Source organism: Nesterenkonia xinjiangensis, from assembly GCF_013410745.1.
Taxonomy (GTDB): Bacteria; Actinomycetota; Actinomycetes; order Actinomycetales; family Micrococcaceae; genus Nesterenkonia; species Nesterenkonia xinjiangensis.
In genome coordinates this window covers 723,931-743,299 of record NZ_JACCFY010000001.1, presented here as the reverse complement: position 1 = coordinate 743,299, position 19,369 = coordinate 723,931, and the positions used below count along the sequence as shown (strand labels likewise).

The following is a 19,369-nucleotide window of genomic DNA, read 5'->3' as shown; positions in this document are numbered from 1 at the left end:
GTCCGGCCACCGTCCACGTCTGTGCTCAGGAGGTCAGGATCCCCTGAGCGTGCCGAAGAGGTCCATCATGATGTGGGCCAGGTTGTAGACGACGAGCTGGGCGCCGTCGTCCAGTGCCTTCTCCGCATCCGTGCGCGAGGAGGCCAGATCGGCTCTGAAGCTTCCTGCATCCCAGGACTGACGCCGGATCAGCGCCAAGGCCTCGGCGAAGGTGAGGCTGCCGGAGTCGAGGGACGCCCGCAGATCCGCGGTGCCGATCAGGCAGCCGTCCACCCCGGGGCGCCTGAGGATCTCTCCCGCGTTCCCCGCGGCTTCCGGGGACTCCAGCATCGCGATGACCAAGGTCTCCTGCCGTGATCGTGCGTGGTGTTCGTCGGCCGAGACGGTGCCGAATCGGCCCGCCCGTGAGTAGGTCGCGAAGCCTCGGTGGCCCAGCGGGGGGTAGTGCACGGCGTCGACGAGCTCATCCGCATCGGAGGCTGTGTCGATGTGCGGGGCCACGATGCCTTCGGCACCCTGGTCCAGGGCACGCAGGATGAGCTGATGCTCATGGAGCCCGACCCGCACCAGAGGTGCCATGCCGTGCAGCTGAGCCAGGGCGATGTGCTGTCGCAGCGCGGTGACGTCGGCCGGGCCGTGCTCACAGTCGATGAGCACAAAGTCGAATCCGGCGACGCCGAGCATCTCCACCGTCTCCTCGGCCGGCATCCTCAGCAGGCACCCGGTCACCTGCTCGCCGTCGGAGAGCCGTCGTCTGAGCTGACGCTTCGGTGCGGACATCATGCCACCATCCCAGCAGAGAGGTCGACGTCTGCCCCGGTCATCCCGGGCATCCCCAGCATCGCCACGACGGATCGGGCCACTTCGTCAGGGTCGACGAGCCGGCCCAGCGCGGAGCGACCCGCGAAGGCGACGCGCGCCGTCTCCGGGTCGGTGCCTGTCCGTTCGGCCTCCAGGCGGAAGTTGCGTTCCATGCGTGCGCTCTCCACCGGGCCCGGTGAGAGGGAGTTGACCGAGATGCCATGCTCACCGACTTCGAACGCCAGCGTCGAGGTCAGCCCGATGACCGCCATCTTGGAGGCGCAATAGGGAGTCCGAGCGGTCAGCGGCCGCTTGCCGGAGACCGAGGCGATGTTGATGATGTCCCCCGAACCGCGGCGGATCATCCCCGGCAGGAAGGCGCGGCAGATCAGGAACGTGCCGCGGACATTGACTCCGAAGACGTCATCCCACTCCTCGGGGGAGACATCGACCAGCGGGGAGACCGGGCCTGCGACGCCGGCGTTGTTGATGACGATGGAGATGTCCTCGTCGCTGAGACGTGCAGCCAGACTCGTCACGCTGTCGGGATCGCTGACGTCGCAGGTCTCTGCATGCGCCGGTGCTCCGAGCTCGTCGGTGAGGGCCCGCAGCGGAGCCTCGCGTCGGCCGACGACCACCACGCGGCAGCCCTCCTGGACCAGTGCCGTCGCGATGGCGGCTCCGAGGCCGGTGCCGCCGCCGGTCACCAGGGCTGTGCGGCCCGTCAGCGCGCTCATGCGGTGACCTCCTTGTCCAGGACCTCGTCGATCCAGTCGAAGGTCTCGCCGGCGTAGCGCCAGGCCCGCACGTCACCGGATCGTGCATGACCTTCGAACAGCTCGACGCGCGCCGCGCGGCCGCACACTCTGCCCAGTTCTGCGCTGCTGCCGGTGTCGGTGATCCTCTGATAGGTGGCCGTCTTCAGATACTTGCCGACCCAGAGGCCTCCCGTGTAGCGGGACGCGCCGAGGGTCGGCAGGACGTGGTTGGTCCCGATGACCTTGTCCCCGTAGGAGACGCACGTCTCCTCGCCGAGGAACAGCGCACCGTAGTTCGACATGCGGTCAAGCGCCTCCCGGGGCTCTGCGGTGAACACCTGGACGTGTTCGAAGGCCATGGAGTCTGCGACCGACCAAGCCTCGTCGAGATCGTCGCAGACCACGACCTGGCCATGGTCGCGCCAGGCAGGGGCGGCGAAGTCCTCCGTCGACATACCGGGCAGGATCTTCTCGACCAGCTCCATGACCTTGCGACCGAGGCTGTCCGACGTCGTCACCAGGACGGCCGGGGAATCCGGGCCGTGCTCTGCCTGGGACAGCAGGTCGACGGCGACGGTGAACGGGTCTGCCGTCTCGTCGGCGACGATGAGGATCTCCGTCGGACCGGCGAACAGGTCGATGCCCACCTCGCCGAACAGCTGGCGTTTGGCCTCGGCCACGTACGCATTGCCGGGGCCGGCGATCAGGTTGACGGGATCCATCTCCTCGGTGCCGACGGCCATCGAGGCGACGGCCTGGACCCCTCCGAGGACGTGGATCTCATCGGCTCCGGCCAGGTGCATCGCTGCGATCGTGGCCGCGGGGACCTGGCCCCGAATCGGAGGGGTGCAGGCCACCACTCGGGGAACCCCTGCGACCTTGGCGGTCACGATGGTCATGTGGGCTGATGCGGTGAGGGGGTAGCGGCCGCCGGGGATATACGCGCCCACGGCGTCGATGGGGATGTGGCGGTGACCGAGGGTCACGCCGGGCAGCGTCTCGACCTCGACGTCCTGCAGGGACTGCCGCTGTGCCTGGGCGAAGTTCCGGACCTGGTCCTGGACGAAGACGATGTCATCGATGACCTGCCGGGGTAGGGAACGGATGACGCGGTCGATCGTGGCCTCATCGAGGCGGAAGGTCTCGGGGTTCCAGCTGTCGAATGTCTCGGAGTACCGCCGGACGGCGGCGGATCCGTCCCTGCGGATCTCCTCCACGATGGCGCGGACGCGCTGCGAGGTGTCCTCATGGGTGCGGTCCGTGAACGAGGAGGTGGTGGCTGATTTGAGGTGATACGCCATGGATGACCTTTCTGAATACGTATACACAATCAAGCATGCCCGCCCTGTGTGCGTCAAGAGCTTGGAAAAAGTGTAGAAAAGTCGCTGAATCCCTCTTGCGTGAGGAATGACACTCACCTACGATGCATACGAATGCACCCCGTCATCCGCAGAAGGGTCGGGGCGAGTCGACGACGAGGAGGAGAGCGAGAGCATGCTGGACAAGGTGGCCTATGAGCCGTGGCAGGACCCGGACGATTTCATCCGCGAGGTGACTGATCTGATCTGGGTGCAACGAAACATCGGATTCATCGAGGAGAACTATCAGCCGGACTCGATCGTCCACGGTTCGCTCGGCACGGTGGTCGGTCGCGACGGCGTCGTCGAAGGCTCCCTGATGCGGATCGCGGAGACTCCTCAGCATGTTGGCCAGGCGGAGGACGTCATCTGGGAGGCTCGTGGAGACGACGCGTTTCTGAGCTCCCACCTGGTCTTCTCCTCCGACGCGCTGTCCATCGGTGCGTCGCCCCAGGAGATCCGACACCGGACGATCGCGAACTGCCTCTACCGTCGCGGTCGCATGGTCGAGGAGTGGGTCGCGCGTGATGATCTCGCCCATGTGCTCCAGTTGGGCCAGGACCCCGACGAGGTGGCGCGCAGCAGGACGTTCCAGGGCTACGTGGGGTCCTTCCTCGAGCCGGCTCCGGAAGACGTCCTGAGCGTCGGCGACAGCGGGCCGCGCCCGGACGACTTCCGCTCTGAGTGCGAGATGGTCCTGGAGTTCATCGAGACCGTGTGGAACCGCCGGGATCTGAGCCGACTGCCCGATTTCATGGTGCGCGACCTCTTCCTCCACACCATTGGTGACCGGACCGTGCTCCGTCCTGACGGATACCAGCGGGAACTCCTCCGGATGCTCTCGCCGTTCCCCGACGCACAGTTCGAAGTCCGGGACGTCCAGACCAACCACGCGGAGCGCTATGCCGGGCTGCGCGTCGCGGTGACCTGGAAGATGACCGGCACCTACAGCGGCATGGACCATTTCGGCCCGCTGACGGGGAAGCCTGTGGACGTGCTGGGCATCTCGCAGTTCCTCATCCGGGACGGGCGCATCGAGAGGGAGGTTCGGGTCTACGACGAGATCGCCCTCCGCTCCCAGATCAACAGCACCCGCGGTGACGGCGACGTGCCCTTCACCAACATCTACTGACGTCTGCAGGCAGCAACAAGGAGAGACATCATGACAGAGACCATCACCTTCGACCAGGAGCTCGAGAAGCGGACGATCCTGCGTCAGGACTGGGTGCCGTGCAAGGCGGCGTTCATCGACTGCCGCACACCGGGGTCGGACAAGAAGGACAACTACTCGTTCATCGGCGTGGGGGTCTCCCAGAGCTCCGAGCAGTTCATCAATCTCCAGGAGGATCACGGATTCAACCTGGGGGCGGCGGGAATGCCCAATGGCCTGACGAACAGCCTGCACCTGCACTTCACCGCTGAGGTGTTCATCAACTTCGGCGGGGAGTTCCGCGTCCGCTGGGGTGCCGACGGTCAGCAGGGGGAGTACGTCTCCACCGACGGCGACGTCATCTCCGTCCCGTCGTGGATCTTCCGGGGCTTCACCAACATCGGACCCGACGACGGGATCCTCCTGACGGTGCTCGGGCAGAGTGACACCGGCGGCATCATCTGGGGGCCCTCGGTCTTGCGCGAGGCGGAGTCCCACGGGCTGCACCTCACCGCGTCCAATCAGCTGATCGACACGCTGGCCGGAGACGTCGTGCCGGAGGACGCGGACCTCATCACCCCCATGGACCAGTCCGAGATCGATGCGCTCGACAGCTACTCGGTCGACCAAATGCGGGCGCGCGTTACGCAGGAGGGCGACCGACAGTGGGTCACGCGGCCGTTCCTGTGTTCAGAGCTGCCCGGAGGCGGTGCTGAGCTGAGCCTCGTGATCGGCTATGGCCTGAGCGAGGACCGCCGTGCCGCGCCTCGTCTGACGGAGCCGCACAGCTTCAACCTGGCCTGGCTGCGCGCGGTCCCGGGCGAGGGCGTCCTCACGCACCGTCATGATCAGGTCTCGGTGGTCACCGCCAAGGCCGGACGCTGGCGGATCACGCTCCGTGACGGCACTGATGAGAGAGCCGTGGAACTCGGTCCCATGGACACCCTGTCCATCCCTGAGGGCACGTGGCGATCCATGGAGCTCATCGATGCTGAGCCTGGGCGGTCCGCCGAGGTGGGCGCCGGCGAGCTGCTCGTGGTCACCGGCGGTGACGGACGAGTGCTGATCGAATGGTCGGACGAGACGGTGCGCGCGGCCTCCGAGGCCGGCGTGGTCCTGGACCCCAACCACTACCGCGCCCCCGCCTCCGTCCTGCGGACGGCGACGGAGGACGACTGAGCCCGCGGTGACGATCCGAGTAGCCGCATGTCAGGTGGACGTGGACGTGGACGATCCCGGTGCGGAGGCCGTCGACGCCGCAGTGAGGGAGGCGGCGTCGGCGGGAGCCCAGCTGATCGTGCTCCCCGAGCTGGCCTTCAGCGGGTACGTGTTCGAGTCGATCGAGGAGGCCCGGCTCGCCGCCCAACCGCTGGACGGACCGTACGTCACCGGCATCCGACGCCTGTCGCAGGAAACCGGAAGCGTCATCGTGGCCGGATTCTGCGAGCTGGGCGAGGGCGGCGCCGTCCACAACAGTGCGATGGTCGTCCAGGACGGTGAGCTCCTGGGGTGCTACAGGAAGGCCCACCTCTGGGATCGGGAGTCCGACTTCTTCACCCCGGGGGATGCCGCCCCGCTCGTCATCGACACCGCGGTGGGCAGGTTGGCCGTGCTGATCTGCTATGACCTGGAGATGTCCGACTGGGTGGGGACCGCGGCAGCGGCCGGTGCTGAGATCATCGCGGCTCCGTGCAACTGGCCCCTGCTGGAGCGGCCGGCCGGCGAGCGGCCTCTCGAAGTCGTGAAGGCTCAGGCCGTGGCCGGAGCGTTCAAGGTGCATATCGTGGTGGCCGACCGCTGCGGACACGAGAGAGGCGTCGACTGGATCGGGGGAAGCGTGATCTGTGAGAACACCGGGTATCCGGCGGCCGGCCCTGCCACCGGCGACGACGGTCCGGCGCGTCCTGTGGTGCTCACCGCGGACCTGGATCCCGCCAGCTCCAGGAACAAATCGCTGGGCCCCCGCAATGGCGTGTGGGACGACCGTCGTCCGGAGCTCTACTGGATAGGCTGTCCATGAAGGTCAGCCTGACGGAGGGTATGAGGCGCCGGTCAGTCCCCGGCCGTCTGCGGGAGGAGGAGGGGAATGGCAGTCACCAGTCGTGACGTCGCGAAGCTGGCAGGAGTCTCGCAGCCGACGGTGTCCCGCGCGCTCCGCGGGGATTCCAAGGTCTCGGACCGCACCCGACAGGCCGTGCTCGACGCTGCCGAGGCCCTCGGCTACGTCCCGAGCGAGGCCGGGCGCAGCCTGGTCACCCGGCAGAGTCGCAGGATCGGCGTCGTCGTCAGCGACCTGACCAACCCGTTCTATCCGTACCTCATCGCCCCGCTGCACGATGAGCTGGAATCCCGTGGGTACCGGATGATGGTGTTCACGGAGCGGTCGGACCAGAGGATGGCCGCGTCTCAGCTCCTGACGGGCTCCATCGACGGGGCGGTGCTGCTGACCACGGTCATCGGCTCGCCGCTGCCGGCGGAGCTCCGGCGGAGGGGCCTTCCTTTCGTCTTCCTCAACCGCGAGGCCGGAGACGGCAGCGGGGATGCCGCCGTGGTGGACAATGTCGCGGGCGGGCGGATGGCCGCGCATCGCCTGACCCAGCTGGGTCATCGGCGCATCGCCGGGATATTCGGTCCCGACCAGACGAGCACCGGGCGGGAGCGGAAGCTCGGATTCATCATGGGACTGGCCGATGCCGGCGTCGGGCTGGCTGAGGAGAACACCCTCGAGGGTCCGTTCGAATCTGAGACGGGGGAGCGGGGCCTGCGCCAGCTGGTCGATCGGCCGTCGGACCAGTGGCCGACGGCGGTCTTCTGCGGCAATGACGTGATCGCGATGGGAGTCATCAACGCGGCGATGACCGCAGGGATTCAGGTGCCGAGCGATCTCAGCGTGCTGGGCTTCGACGACATCCCCCTCGCCTCCTGGGAGGCGTTCCAGCTCTCGACCATCGGGCACGACTTGGACGCTATGGCAGCCAGCGCCGCACGGCTGCTGGTGCAACGGCTGAGCCCGGAAGGGCGGGAGAAGCCTGCCCAGCGTGTCGTCCTGCGACCGGAGCTCATCGAGCGAGGGACCCTGCGCGACCTTCGGACCGAGTGACCCTCGACGACGCTGCGCATGGACACGGGGAGGCCACGCGAAGCCTACCCGGACAAAGCGAAGGCCCCCGACCAGAAACTCCTGGTCAGGGGCCTTCGAAACTGGCGGTGACGGTGGGATTTGAACCCACGGTACGGGGTTACCGTACACGACATTTCGAGTGTCGCACCTTCGGCCGCTCGGACACGTCACCTCAGACCTGAAGATGCTACCGAAGAAGCGCGTCCGGTTCCAATCGGGGCCCCTCAGTCTGCGGCGTGGAACAGCGCGTGCACGTCACCGGCGGTGCGTCTGCCGCCCAGTGCCTCGAGCTCGAGCACGACGGCGGCTCCGGCCACCTCGCCACCGAGCGCGGCGACGATCTGCCGGGAGGCGGCCAGGGTGCCTCCGGTAGCGAGCACATCATCCACCAGCAGCACCCGCGCTCCGGGCTCGAGCACCCCGGGGGCCTCGATCACCGCGGAGCCGTACTCCAGGTGGTATTCGACGCTCGCGGCAGGGTTCGGCAGCTTCCCGGCCTTGCGGATGGGCAGCATGCCGACCCCTGAGGTGGCGGCGATCGTGCCGGCCAGGAGGAAGCCGCGGGCCTCGATCCCGGCGACGACGTCGAAGGTCCCGGCGAAGGGGGCGATCAGCGCCTCGGTGACCGTGCGCAGTGCCTCGGCGTCCACCAGCAGCGCCGAGATGTCACGGAAGAGCACTCCCGGCTCCGGGTAGTCAGGGGTCAGGGTGATCAGCGCCTCGGCGCGGGCCAGAGAGTCGGTCAGCTCGGCGTCGTGGCGGGCCGGTTCGCGGGACCCGGGTGCGGGGGAGGGAGATGGGGCGGAGGGCACCGCGCAACTCTAACAACCCGTGAGGGCCTCCGGGCGGCTCCCGTGGCAGGGATCTCGTGCGCACCAGCTGCCCGGCTCATTCCGCACCTGGGTTCGACCGCAGACGCTGCGCGAAGAACCTGCTCAGTTGGGCGGCACACTCCTCGGCCCGCACCTCCGGGTGGACCTCTACCCAATGGTTGAGCCTCGGTTCTCGCAGGATGTCGAACACCGAGCCGGCCCCTCCGGCCTTCTCGTCCCAGGCACCGAAGATCACCCGTCGGATGCGGGAGAGCACGATGGCCCCGGCACACATGGGGCAGGGCTCCAGGGTCACCGCCAGGGTGCAGTCCTTCAGCCGCCAGGTGCCGCGCCGGCGTGCGGCCTCGCGCAGCGCGATGATCTCCGCATGGCCGGTCGGGTCGCCGTCGGCCTCGCGGGTGTTGTGGCCCTCGCCGATGATCTCACCCTCCGGGGAGACGACGACGGCGCCCACCGGCACATCCCCGGCGGCGGCGGCCTGCTCGGCCAGGGCGAGGCAGCGTCCGACCAGCTCCGCCTGCACGGCGGCATCCCGAGGGTCCCGGGAGGGCACGGAGGGCGGGCCGCGACGCGGATCGTGGTGCGGGGCAGGGGGCATGGGACCAGCGTACTGGCGCTCGACGCCCTGGTAGTTTGGTCGCATGCGTGTACAGGTCGTGGAACACCCCCTCATCGCCCACAAGCTCACCCAGCTCCGGAGGGTGGAGACCAGCTCGAACCACTTCCGGCAGCTCACCAAGGAGCTGGTGATGCTGCTCTCCTATGAGGCCAGCGATTCGATCGCGACCGAGCCGATCACCATCACCACTCCTGTCACCGAGACCGAGGGCACCCAGCTGTCCGGACCCACCCCTCTGGTGGTCCCGATCCTGCGCGCCGGCCTCGGCATGCTCGACGGGATGACGTCGATGATCCCCACCGCGGAGGTCGGTTTCCTCGGGATGGCGCGCAATGAGGAGACCCTCGACATCATCACCTACGCCGAACGTCTGCCCGACGACCTCACCGGCCGTCACGTCTTCGTGCTCGACCCGATGCTGGCCACCGGCGGCACCCTGGCGGAGGCCATCGGATTCCTCAAGCGCCGCAACGCCGCCGAGGTCACCTGCATCTGCCTGCTGGCCGCCCCGGAGGGCATCGCCCGGCTTGAGGAGGAGGTCGGCGATCTCGATGTGGACCTGTACCTGGCCGCCATCGACGAGAGGCTCGATGAGAACGCCTACATCGTGCCTGGCCTCGGTGATGCCGGAGACCGCCTCTACGGGCTGGCGGAGTGAGTCCAGGCCCTCCTGGGAGGACCTGGTCAGGCGCCGCCCGGCTGCAGCCGCTATGATTCGCGCCTTGCCTGGAGGCCCGGCGACGTCCGGGTGGCGGAGCTCGGCGCTGCTGTCCTCCGGTCCACCACAGCGCCGGGGCGCCTGCGACGGTGGTTCTGTGGCGTTCCTCGAGGCCGCTTGCAGTCTTCCTCCGCGGTCTGGCGAGCCCTCGTTCGCCCGCTGAAAACGTGAGCCTGCTCACAAACATGCCGCATGGTCTCAGCATGTGGAATATTCCAGGCTTTGTTACTTGCTTTTTTCTTTTATGACGTGGAGTCTTGAGGTCGAATCCACCGGCCCGTAGCCAGGGAGAACCAGCACATGTCCGCACGTCCGAGTCAGGTCCCCAACCCCGGGTATGTCCACGTGTCCGTGCGCAACGCGGCACGTCGTGCGGAGATCGCGCGTCGAATGCGCGACGGGGGTGAGCAGGCAGCCCGGGGCAGGTCCAGCCGCACCAGGTCCTCCGACCAGCCCCGAACCGGCCCGGTCCCCGTGGTGGCCCAGAACGGGGGAGGGCCCCAGCTGGTGCAGCCCGACGTCGTCGCCCGCGGGTTCGTCGTCTACGTGGGCCTCGACGAGGACACCGCCACCGCCGCCGGCACCTCGCTGCACAAGATCGCCAGTGAGCTGCGCGACTACGTCGAGTCCATCGCCCCGGAGTCGCAGGTCCACATCGCGATGGCCATGGCATCGGCCGCCGCAGAGGGCAGCGATCTCGACGTCGTGAGGCAGGCGCTCGGTGATCCGACCGTCAGGCACCGCACCATGGAGGCGCCCATCGCCGCGCCGCAGGCCCCGACGAACTCCGGAGTGCTGATCGACCTCTCCCGGCGTGAGGTGAAGCTTGACGGGGAGAGCCTCAATCTCACCTACAAGGAGTTCGAGCTGCTGAACTACCTCGTGGAGAACGGCACCCGCACCGTGGGCCGTGAGGAGCTCCTGCAGGCCCTGTGGCGCAACATCGATGCGGACCAGATGCCCAACGAGCGCACCATCGACGTGCACATCCGTCGGCTGCGCTCCAAGCTGGGTCGGCTCGCGAACACGGTGCGCACCGTGCGCGGCCAGGGCTACCGGTTCTACGAGCACCCCGAGGTCACCGTCTGGGCCGCCCCCGAATACAGCATCTGATCGGCGCCACGCGCCCCGGGAGGAGATCATGACCGACTCCGTCGAACTGCTCGTCCTCCGCCACGCCCAGGCCGGGCACGCCTTCTCCGAGGACGACCATGGCCGCACTCTCACCATCCATGGCGCGGAGCAGGCTCGCGCCGTCGGGCAGCGGATGGTGCAGCAGCAGGTGATGCCGGACGCCACCGTCTGCTCCGATGCCATGCGCACCCGGCAGACCTGCCTCTGGATCAACCATGAGCTCGGCGAGAAGGCTCCCACCCCGTACCTCGACGGCCGTCTCTACGGGGCCTCGTCCCGGCACATGCTCGCCATCATCAACGAGACTCCGGAGACCGTGCGACGGCTGCTGGTCATCGGCCACCTGCCCACGGTGCAGGACCTCTGCATGGAGCTGGCCTCCGTGGACTCACAGGAAGATCCGGTGCTGCGCCTGGCCTCCCGCTACCCGACGGCGGGCCTGGCCCGTTTCGTCATCGACAAGCCCTGGGCCGAGCTGGACGGGCGGGACTCTCGGCTTGTGGACTTCTGGGACTGATGCCGGCGCACCGTCGGAGCTGAGCAGGACCCCAGACGCACGGAGGCCGGTGCGCAGATCCTCAGGATCCGCGCACCGGCCTCCGTGCGTCGGGCTGCGTGGCCTCGCAGGATGAGAGTCAGTCGTCCTGTTCGGTCTCCAGGATGCGTACCAGCTCGTCGAGAGCGGAATCGGCGCCGTCGCCCTCAGCAGTGAGCACGACCTGGTCGCCGAACTCGGCACCGATGCCCATCAGGCCCAGGATGCTGCCTGCGTCGAAGGTCTCCTCGGGGCTGTCCGCCTTCGCGATGCTCACCTCCACGGGCTGTGCGCTTGCGGCTTCTGCGAAGACGGCCGCAGGACGCGCGTGCAGTCCTGCCTTGGAGCCGATGGTTGCGGTCCTCTGGGCCATGGGTTCTCCTCCTGCTGGTCTGGAGTCGTGCTCGGGTGAGCGTGGTGCCCTGCGGCGTCTCCGCCGCAGGTCTGTACACATCTTATGGTGTGCCGGGCCTCAGGCGAGGCCCAGCTCCTGCAGCGCCGGCAGCTGGGCGACGACGGCGGCGCGGGCCTCGGACGAGGAGCGTGCGGCGGTCGCGGCCGCGGCGAGCTCCTCGGCCTGGGCGGGACTGACGGTGCGCAGCACGGCGGCCACCGAAGGCAGGGCCGCGGCACTCATCGACAGAGAGGTCGCGCCGAGTCCCACCAGCACCGGAGCCAGTGCGGGGTCCGCGGCCGCCTCGCCGCAGACGCCCACTGGGCCGTGGGAGGCGGAGCCGGTGGCGCCGATGAGCTGCAGCACCGCAGGCTGCCAGGCGTCGTTGAGGGCGGCCAGCGAACCCAGCTGACGGTCCGAGGCCATCGTGTACTGGGTGAGGTCGTTGGTGCCGATGGAGACGAACTCGACCTCTTCGGTGATCGGGCCGGCGGTCAGCGCGGCCGCCGGCACCTCGATCATCACGCCTGGGGTCTTCAGCCCTGCGTGCTCGGCCATCGTGCGGAACTGGGCGGCCTCCTCGGCGGTGGAGATCATCGGGGCCATCACCCAGACGTCGACGCCCTCCCCGGCAGCCTTCTCCGCCTCCGCGACGGCGGCCAGCTGGCGGGCCAGCACTCCGGGGGAGGAGAGCTCGGTGCGGAAGCCGCGCACGCCCAGTGCCGGGTTGGGCTCCTGGGAGTCGGTGAGGAAGGGCAGCGGCTTGTCGGCGCCGGCGTCGAGGGTGCGCAGCACGACCTTCGCCGGAGCCTCGGCGGTGCCCCGGGAGGTGAATGCCTCGAAGACCTCGCGGTAGGCGGAGACCTGCTCCTCATGGCTCGGCTCGGAGTCGCGGTCGAAGAAGAGGAACTCGGTGCGGAACAACCCCACGCCCTGGGCGCCCGCCGCCGCGGCGGCACGCGCGTCAGCGCCGTTGCCCACATTGGCCAGCAGCGGCAGTGCGGCGCCGTCGGCGAGCCGGCCGTCGCCGTCGAATGCGGAGATCTGCGCGCGGCGTACACGGTGGGCCTCCACCTCGGCGCGGAGCTCCTCGGTGATCCCGGTGTCGATGACGCCGGCGGCGCCGTCGACGTGGACCTCGGTGCCGTCGGCGATCTGCAGCACTCCGGGCGCGGCGACCACCGCAGGCAGGTCCAGGGAGCGGGCGATGATCGCGGTGTGCGACTGCGGTCCGCCGTCCTGGGTGACGAGCGCCAGGACCTTCTGCGGGTCCAGCGTGGCGGTGTCGGCCGGGGCGAGGTCCTCAGCCAGCAGGATGAACGGGGTGTCGCTGTGCGGGATGCCCGGTGGGGTGATGCCGCGCAGCTGTGCGATGACGCGGTCCCGCACGTCGCGGACATCGCGCTGGCGCTCGGCCATCTTCCCGCCCAGGGAGGCGAGCATCGAGGTGACCTCGGCGGCAGCCTCGTAGAAGGACCGCTCTTCGGTCTTGCCCCCAGAGATCCGTTTGAGCGCCGCCTTCTTCAGCATGGAGTCGGTGGCCATCATGGCAGTGGCCTCCAGCACCCCCTTGGCGTCCCCGCTGGCCTCCGCGGCGCGGGCGCGCAGCTGCTCGGCGACGGCGGCCGTGGCCGACTCCAGGGACTCGACGGCGCTGGCCTCGCTGAGGCCCGAGTCGCGTGGGGCGTTCTCCGGTTCGGCGACCGGCTCCGGCATGGACAGCACTGGTCCGACGGCGCGTCCGGGGCAGACCCCCACTCCGGTGAACCGGGTGCCCGGAAGGGTGCTCGCAGGCTGAGCGGGGGCTGTGCTGATGTTCTCGGGGGAGCTCATGGATGAATCCTAGGTGGTGCGGTGCGGATCTGGGCACGCGGGACGGCCTGTGACGCGGACCGCGCGGGAGCACGCCGATGCGGCGGGCCCGGGGTCTGCCGGGGCCGCCGCATCGTCGCGGGGTCAGGGGCCGGTCACCGGGGGTGGCCGAGGGGCGGCGGAGCTGCTCCGGTCAGGCGGTCGCCGCCGCGGGCTGGGCGGCGGCCGGAACTGCTGGTGGGGTGCTGCGGGTCCACCGCTTCAGAGCGATGACCACAAGGGCGGTCACCACGGATCCGGCGAGAACGGCCAGAGTGAAGAGGACGAAGGAGTCGATCGCGAAGAACACGAACGCGCCGCCGTGCGGCGCCTGGGAGGTGACTCCCATGGCCATCGTCAGGGCTCCGGTCAATGCACCGCCGGCCATCGCTGAGGGGAGCACACGCAGCGGGTCGGCCGCGGCGAACGGGATCGCCCCCTCGGAGATGAACGCGGCACCGAGCAGCACCGCGGTCTTGCCGTTCTCCCGCTCTGCGACGGTGAACAGGCTCCGGTCCAGGAAGGTGGCCAGCGCCATTCCCAGCGGCGGCACCATGCCGGCGGCCATGACCGCGGCCATGATCATCAGCGGGCCCGGGTTGTCCGTGATGGAGCCGGCGGCGAGACCGGCCACGGCGAAGGAGTACGCCACCTTGTTGATCGGACCGCCCAGGTCGATGCACATCATCAGCCCCAGCACGATGCCCAGCACGACCGCGGCGGTGCCGGTCATTCCGGACAGCCAGGACTCCAGCGCTGTGGTCAGCTGGGCGATGGGTCCGCCCAGCAGCAGGAACATGAGACCGGAGGAGACGGCGGTGGCGATCAGCGGGATGATGACCACCGGCATCAGGCCGGCCAGCCAGCGGGGCACCTCCAGACGGCGGAAGCCTGCTGCCACGGCACCGGCGAGGATACCTCCGACGATGCCGCCGATGAATCCGGCGTCCATGGTCACGGCGACCATGCCGGCGGTGAAGCCGGGGGCGATGCCGGGCCGGTCGGCCATGCCGTAGGCGATGTAGCCGGCCAGGGCGGGCACCAGGAATCCCATCGAGGTCGCCCCGATCGTGAAGGCCACTGCGCCCAGGTAGGTGAGAAGCCCCCCGTCGGGAAGGTTGAAGAGAGTGTTGCCGAGTGCGACGTCGTCCGCGACCTCGGTGATGTCATATCCGCCGAGCAGGAAGCCCAGCGCGATGAGCAGGCCACCGGCGGCGACGAACGGGATCATGTAGGAGACACCGGTCATCAGCACGCGCTGGGTCTTCTTGCCGAAGCTCTCGTCGGGGCCGGCGTGGGACTCCTCGCCGGACTCCTCGGCGGAGACGCGCGGGGCGTTCGGGTCGTCCACGGCGGCCAGCGCCCGGTCGACCAGCGCGTGGGGCTCATCGATGCCGCGCTTGACGGGCACATGGATCACGGGCTTGCCGGCGAACCGGGCCTTGTCCCGGACGTCGACGTCCACGGCGAAGATCACTGCGTCGGCGGCCGAGACGACGTCGGCGGGCAGCGCGGTGGCGCCTGCCGAGCCCTGCGTCTCGACGTGGATCTCCACGCCCTTCTCCTCGGCGGCCTGCTTGATCGCGTCGGCGGCCATGTAGGTGTGGGCGATGCCGGTGGGGCAGGCGGTGACGGCGACCAGCCGCCGAGTGCCCGGCGCGGGCGCGGCCGGTGCCGCGGACGCAGCGGGTGCCGCGTCGGCGGGCCGGGAGGCGGCGGTGCCCTCAAGCTCGGCCACCGCCGGGGCCACCGCTTCGGTGACAAGGTCCACCACTTGCTGCTCGTCGGCGGCCTCGCGCAGGGCGGCGACGAAGTCCTTCCGCACGAGCGAACGGGCCAGGGCGGCGAGGATCTTCAGGTGGGCCTTGTCGGCGCCGTCGGGCGCGGCGATGAAGAACACCAGGTCGGCGGGGCCGTCCTTGGCGCCGAAGTCCACCGGCTCGTTCAGCCGGGCGAAGGCCAGCGTAGCCTCGTGGACGGCCGAGGTGCGGCAGTGTGGGATGGCCACACCGCCGGGCATGCCGGTGGCGGACTTCTCCTCACGTGCCCAGGCGTCGGCGACGAGGGAGTCGGCGGCCGTGGTGCGGCCCGCCTGCTGGACGCGGGAGGCCAGGGAGACGATGACCTCCCGCTTGTCGCTGGGGCGGATCTCGTCAAGGCTGACGAGCTCCGGAGTGATGATGCTGTTCATGGCGTGGGCCTCGCAGTTCTGGTGCGGTGTTTCGTGGCGGTCCGGCAGATGCGCCCGGCTGAAGGGCCGGTGGATCAGGCGGGATGGGGTTCCACGACGACGACGTCGAGGTCGAGATCTTCCGGGCTCGGCATGACCGATCCGGGGAGAGCGGCGGCCGCACGACCTTGCGCCGCGGCCTGGCGGAGACGGCCGGCGGTGCTCCGACCCAGCTGGTCGGCCAGCAGGAAGCCGGCCAGGGAGGCGTCACCGGCGCCGACGGTGGAGCGTGCCACGAGCTCGGGGCCCCAGGCGCGCAGCACCTGGTCCTCGGGCTCGGCCGGGACGAACAGCGCCCCGTGGGCGCCGAGGGTGACCAGGGCGGCGCGGACGCCGTGGTCCTGGGTGGTGCGCACGAGGCGGAGCACGTCGTCGGGGCGGCGCTCCAGTTCCTCGGCCCGGATCGAGGTGCCGTCGGGGAAGAGCGGCGCCTGACCGGTCAGCAACGTGACCAGCTCCAACAGCTCCTCACCGTTGGGCTTGATCAGTTCCGGCTCCGCGGCGACGGCGGCGGCCAGCGCGGGCCCGGAGGAATCCAGGGCGATCTTCGGGGCGCGGCCGTCGCAGGTGGTGCGCAGCCCGGTGATGACCTGCGCATAGAAGTCGGTGGGCACGCCGGGGGGCAGTGACCCGGCCAGCGCGGCCCAGGAGGCGCCGTCTGCGCTGCTGAGGGTCAGGGAGAGCAGGGCCTGGGTGCGCACGGTGTCGAAGGCGGGGCCGGGCTCGTTGATCTTGGTGGTGGTTCCGGCTGGGTCGGTCACGGTGATGTTCGTGCGCACTGCTTCGCCGAGGGCGAGTCCTCGGTGGGGCACATGAATCTCGCGCAGTGCGGCGAGGACCGGGTCGGCGGCGTCGCCGGGGAGCACCGCCAGGGTCTCCTGGCCGGCGGCGACCAGGGCGCGCGAGATGTTCACGCCCTTGCCGCCGGGTTCTGCTGAGGCGCGCACCGCGCGCTGGACGGCGCCGGGGGCCAGCGGGGCGTCCAGCTCGACGGTCTTGTCGAGACTGGGGTTGGGGGTGAGGGTGATGATCATCGTGGCACCGCCACGACGACAGTCACCTCGGCGGCCTCGAGGGCCTCGGCGAGTTCGGCTTCGGGCTCGGCATCAGTGATGAGCACGGAGATCTCTTTCAGCTCGGCAAAGCGGATGAGGGTGGAGCGGCCGAGCTTGGAGGAGTCGGCCAGCAGCACCGAGGTGCGGGCGGCACGGAGGAGCGCGGACTTCATGGCGGCTTCTGCGGCATCCGGAGTGGAGAGGCCGAAGGCGGCGTCGACACCGTTGGTGCCCAGGAATGCGACGTCGGCCTGACGGCGGGCCAGGGTCGCCAGGGCCTGCTCCCCGACCACCGCGCCGGTGAGGCCGCGCACCTGGCCGCCGAGGATCTCGACGTCGACGGCGCCGACGTCGCTGAGCTTCTGGGCGATGGGCACGGCGTTGGTGATCAGCATCCGGGAACCGGCCGGGTCGGCATCACGGACCTCCTCGGCGATGAGGTCGGCGAGGGCTTCGGTAGAGGTGCCGGCGTCCATCAGCAGGGAGCCGGTGCCGGCAGGGGGGAGGAACTCCAGTGCGGCGCGGGCGATGGTCTGCTTCTGCTCGGCCCGGCTGGAGCGGCGGTCCCGCCAGGAGGTCTCCGTGCGGGAGGAGGGGGAGGAGGAGACCGCGCCGCCGTGCACGCGCCGCAGGGAGCCCGCGGACTCCAGCTGGTCCAGGTCGCGCCGGACGGTCTCGCGGGTGACGAAGAGATCCTCGGCGATCTGCTGGACGGTCACTGTGCCGTGGGTGCGCAGGTGGGCCAGGATGCGTTCGTGGCGCTCGGGGGCGAGCAGGGCCATCGCGTCCTCCGGTCCTCGGCGGTGAGAGTGCAGGGGTTCTGGTTCCGGGGCGCCTCCGGCTGCTCGGTTCCGTGGGCTGGGCCACGGAGCGTGGGCGGACCGAAGGACGCTGTGAGTGTGATTCTACCCACGTTCGGTGGGATTTACCAGACTTTATCTGTGTTTTTCTGTGGATGCAACGCCGTGCAGGGGTGCCCAGTCCGGATTCCGCTACAGTGCCGGAGACATGACCTGCCGTGCAGAGCTGGAGGGAGCCGCCCATGGCTTGGAGGATCGAACCGCTGTCCGCAGCGCATCGGGACCGGCTGCTGCACTTCGAGGAACGCAACCGTGAGTACTTCGCCCACTTCATCCCTGACCGTGGAGACGCCTTCTTCGAAGAGTTCGACCAGCGCATGCACGCGCTGCTGGACGCGCAGTCCGCGGGCACCGATCTGTTCCACGTGATCGTCACCCACGCCCCTGAGACGCCCGAGCCGGCGAGGGAGCCGACGGCATGCGCGGAGGAGATCATCGGTCGGATCAATCTGATCGACGTCGACGCCGGCCAGGCCACGCTCGGGTATCGGGTCGCGGAGTCTGTGAGCGGCCGAGGCGTGGCCACGTGGGCGGTGGCGAAGATCTGTGAGCTCGCGGTCCGGTCCTACGAGCTCCGAGTCATCACCGCGGACGTCTCTCACGAGAACCCCGCCTCCCGGCGTGTGTTGGAGCACAATGGCTTCCAGGAGGCCGGCGCGACCAGCTGGGAGGGCGGCAGCGGAGTGCGCTTGAGGCGCTGCCTCTGACCCCCGCGCGTTTTCCGGGGTCCGCCGCCGTCGAGCTTCGGGGCCCTCCTCCGGGCTCCTCAGCTCTTGTCCGGCGCGTGGGGCAGGTTCTACCGTGGCGGTGGTCGCGCGCCGATGGCGTCGCCGGCACAGAGCACATCCGCACTGTGAAGGAGAACTCCATGGACACTGCGTTCCACCGCCCGCTCTCGGCCACCTGCGGGCTGCGTGTCAGCCCGCTCGCTCTGGGCACCCTGCCCTTCGGCGGCGCCCACGGCATGGAGCACATGGGAGATCTGGACGCCAGGGGGGCGGCCGCCCTGCTGGATCGCGGTGCAGAGGCCGGCATCAATCTGGTCGACACCGCCAACTTCTACTCCCTGGGAGTGGCCGAGGAGATCCTGGGCGAAGCGCTGCGTATCAGCGACCACGGCGACTCTTGGCTGGTCACCACCAAGGCCCGGCTCGCCGTGGGGGAGGGTCCCAACGACGCCGGCGCCTCACGCTGGCACCTGCTGCAGCAGGTCGAGCAGTCGCTGCGCCGCATCGGCCGGGATCACATCGACCTGTTCTACCTGCACCACTGGGACGGCGAGACGCCGCTGGAGGAGACCCTGCAGACCATGGACGGCCTGGTCCGCAGCGGGAAGATCCGCTACTACGGCGTCTCCAACTACACCGGCTGGCAGTTGATGAAGGCCCTCATGGTCTGCGAGCGGCACGGATTCATCAAGCCCGTGGTCCAGCAGATCCACTACAGTCCCAGTGCGCGGGAGGCCGAATACGAGATGATCCCCGCCGCCAGCGACCAGGGCATCGGCACTCAGGCCTGGAGTCCGCTGGGCATGGGCCTGCTCACCGGTAAGCACCGCCGCGGAACCTCGCCTGAGGGCGGGACCCGGATGACCGACGGCGACGGTTCCGATCTGCGGGTCGCCGACTGGGGGACGCTGTACGACGTCGTGGAAGCCCTCGACGAGGTGGCCGCCGGCCTGGGTGCGACGATCCCGCAGGTGGTGCTCGCCTGGCTGCTGCAGCGTCCGGGGGTGACGAATCTGGCCGTGGCCGCCCGCAGCATGGAGCAGTGGGAGGACCTGCTGGGTTCCCTGCACCTGGAGCTCGGCGAGGAGGAGCACGCCCGCATCGAGGAGGCTGCCCGGCCGGGGATCGCCTACCCGTTCTGGCACCAGGCGGACATGGCCTCGGAGCGCATCACCGAGGGTGAGCGGAGCATCGTGGAGGCCATGCAGGCCCAGCTGGGCTGAC

Annotated in this window: 19 protein-coding genes and 1 tRNA gene; 9 read left to right on the top strand and 11 right to left on the bottom strand. The window is 69.4% G+C overall.

What is annotated here, in order from left to right; genetic code table 11:
* Window positions 1–33: 33 nt before the first annotated feature.
* Genes HNR09_RS03420 through hisD form a run of 3 tightly spaced genes read right to left on the bottom strand, consistent with a single transcriptional unit; the run spans window position 34 to window position 2,860 of the window.
* Window positions 34–783 (bottom strand): HpcH/HpaI aldolase family protein, encoded by a 750-nt coding sequence (locus HNR09_RS03420; protein WP_218881874.1) that lies wholly within the window; start codon window positions 781–783, stop codon window positions 34–36.
* Complete coding sequence (locus tag HNR09_RS03415; RefSeq protein WP_179540771.1) at window positions 780–1,538, bottom strand: SDR family NAD(P)-dependent oxidoreductase; 759 nt, start codon at window positions 1,536–1,538, stop codon at window positions 780–782. The genes HNR09_RS03420 and HNR09_RS03415 overlap by 4 nt, the downstream gene beginning before the upstream one ends.
* Complete coding sequence (hisD, locus tag HNR09_RS03410; RefSeq protein ID WP_179540770.1) at window positions 1,535–2,860, bottom strand: histidinol dehydrogenase; 1,326 nt, start codon at window positions 2,858–2,860, stop codon at window positions 1,535–1,537. The genes HNR09_RS03415 and hisD overlap by 4 nt, the downstream gene beginning before the upstream one ends.
* Window positions 2,861–3,053: 193 nt before the next feature.
* Here hisD and HNR09_RS03405 point away from each other — a divergent pair, with 193 nt between their 5' ends.
* The 4 genes from HNR09_RS03405 (at window position 3,054) to HNR09_RS03390 (ending at window position 7,167) form a co-directional block, all read left to right on the top strand.
* Complete coding sequence (locus tag HNR09_RS03405; protein ID WP_179540769.1) at window positions 3,054–4,049, top strand: nuclear transport factor 2 family protein; 996 nt, start codon at window positions 3,054–3,056, stop codon at window positions 4,047–4,049.
* A gap of 30 nt (window positions 4,050–4,079) precedes the next feature.
* Entirely contained in the window at window positions 4,080–5,246 is a 1,167-nt protein-coding gene (locus tag HNR09_RS03400) for a cupin domain-containing protein (RefSeq protein WP_179540768.1), read from the top strand.
* Between the two features lie 7 nt (window positions 5,247–5,253).
* Window positions 5,254–6,087 (top strand): nitrilase-related carbon-nitrogen hydrolase, encoded by an 834-nt coding sequence (locus HNR09_RS03395; protein ID WP_179540767.1) that lies wholly within the window; start codon window positions 5,254–5,256, stop codon window positions 6,085–6,087.
* A gap of 66 nt (window positions 6,088–6,153) precedes the next feature.
* On the top strand, window positions 6,154–7,167 hold the full coding sequence (locus HNR09_RS03390) for a LacI family DNA-binding transcriptional regulator (protein WP_179540766.1): 1,014 nt from the start codon (window positions 6,154–6,156) through the stop codon (window positions 7,165–7,167).
* A gap of 102 nt (window positions 7,168–7,269) precedes the next feature.
* Here the strand turns inward: HNR09_RS03390 and HNR09_RS03385 are convergent.
* The 3 genes from HNR09_RS03385 to tadA form a co-directional block, all read right to left on the bottom strand.
* Window positions 7,270–7,360 (bottom strand) — tRNA-Ser (locus HNR09_RS03385).
* A 52-nt stretch (window positions 7,361–7,412) separates the two neighbouring features.
* The gene (locus tag HNR09_RS03380) at window positions 7,413–7,934 is read right to left on the bottom strand and encodes an adenine phosphoribosyltransferase (protein WP_179542989.1); all 522 of its coding nucleotides are present in this window, start codon (window positions 7,932–7,934) and stop codon (window positions 7,413–7,415) included.
* Between the two features lie 142 nt (window positions 7,935–8,076).
* Window positions 8,077–8,619, bottom strand: a complete 543-nt coding sequence (gene tadA / locus HNR09_RS03375) for a tRNA adenosine(34) deaminase TadA (RefSeq protein ID WP_179540765.1) — start codon at window positions 8,617–8,619, stop codon at window positions 8,077–8,079.
* A gap of 43 nt (window positions 8,620–8,662) precedes the next feature.
* Here tadA and upp point away from each other — a divergent pair, with 43 nt between their 5' ends.
* The 3 genes from upp (at window position 8,663) to HNR09_RS03360 (ending at window position 11,009) form a co-directional block, all read left to right on the top strand.
* Window positions 8,663–9,298: a uracil phosphoribosyltransferase gene (upp, locus tag HNR09_RS03370; RefSeq protein WP_179540764.1), complete on the top strand. Its 636-nt coding sequence runs from the start codon at window positions 8,663–8,665 to the stop codon at window positions 9,296–9,298.
* A gap of 360 nt (window positions 9,299–9,658) precedes the next feature.
* Window positions 9,659–10,471 carry a winged helix-turn-helix domain-containing protein gene (locus HNR09_RS03365; RefSeq protein WP_179540763.1) on the top strand — a complete coding sequence of 271 codons (813 nt, stop codon included), beginning with the start codon at window positions 9,659–9,661 and terminating at the stop codon, window positions 10,469–10,471.
* 28 nt (window positions 10,472–10,499) lie between these two features.
* Window positions 10,500–11,009 (top strand): SixA phosphatase family protein, encoded by a 510-nt coding sequence (locus HNR09_RS03360; protein ID WP_179540762.1) that lies wholly within the window; start codon window positions 10,500–10,502, stop codon window positions 11,007–11,009.
* Window positions 11,010–11,127: 118 nt separating this feature from the next.
* On the opposite strand, the gene HNR09_RS03355 is transcribed toward HNR09_RS03360, so the two are convergent.
* The 5 genes from HNR09_RS03355 to HNR09_RS03335 form a co-directional block, all read right to left on the bottom strand.
* Window positions 11,128–11,400, bottom strand: a complete 273-nt coding sequence (locus HNR09_RS03355) for an HPr family phosphocarrier protein (RefSeq protein WP_179540761.1) — start codon at window positions 11,398–11,400, stop codon at window positions 11,128–11,130.
* Window positions 11,401–11,499: 99 nt separating this feature from the next.
* A complete protein-coding gene (gene ptsP, locus HNR09_RS03350; protein ID WP_179540760.1) occupies window positions 11,500–13,254 on the bottom strand; it encodes a phosphoenolpyruvate--protein phosphotransferase in 1,755 nt (584 codons plus the stop codon).
* Between the two features lie 172 nt (window positions 13,255–13,426).
* Window positions 13,427–15,463: a PTS fructose transporter subunit IIABC gene (locus tag HNR09_RS03345; protein ID WP_179540759.1), complete on the bottom strand. Its 2,037-nt coding sequence runs from the start codon at window positions 15,461–15,463 to the stop codon at window positions 13,427–13,429.
* A 74-nt stretch (window positions 15,464–15,537) separates the two neighbouring features.
* Window positions 15,538–16,536, bottom strand: coding sequence for a 1-phosphofructokinase family hexose kinase (locus tag HNR09_RS03340; RefSeq protein ID WP_179540758.1), 999 nt, complete (start codon window positions 16,534–16,536; stop codon window positions 15,538–15,540).
* Complete coding sequence (locus HNR09_RS03335) at window positions 16,533–17,339, bottom strand: DeoR/GlpR family DNA-binding transcription regulator (protein ID WP_179540757.1); 807 nt, start codon at window positions 17,337–17,339, stop codon at window positions 16,533–16,535. The genes HNR09_RS03340 and HNR09_RS03335 overlap by 4 nt, the downstream gene beginning before the upstream one ends.
* A gap of 260 nt (window positions 17,340–17,599) precedes the next feature.
* On the opposite strand from HNR09_RS03335, the gene HNR09_RS03330 reads away from it, so the two are divergent.
* Both HNR09_RS03330 and HNR09_RS03325 read left to right on the top strand, forming a co-directional pair.
* The gene (locus HNR09_RS03330) at window positions 17,600–18,124 is read left to right on the top strand and encodes a GNAT family N-acetyltransferase (protein WP_179540756.1); all 525 of its coding nucleotides are present in this window, start codon (window positions 17,600–17,602) and stop codon (window positions 18,122–18,124) included.
* A gap of 161 nt (window positions 18,125–18,285) precedes the next feature.
* On the top strand, window positions 18,286–19,368 hold the full coding sequence (locus HNR09_RS03325) for an aldo/keto reductase (protein ID WP_179540755.1): 1,083 nt from the start codon (window positions 18,286–18,288) through the stop codon (window positions 19,366–19,368).
* Window position 19,369: the final 1 nt, after the last annotated feature.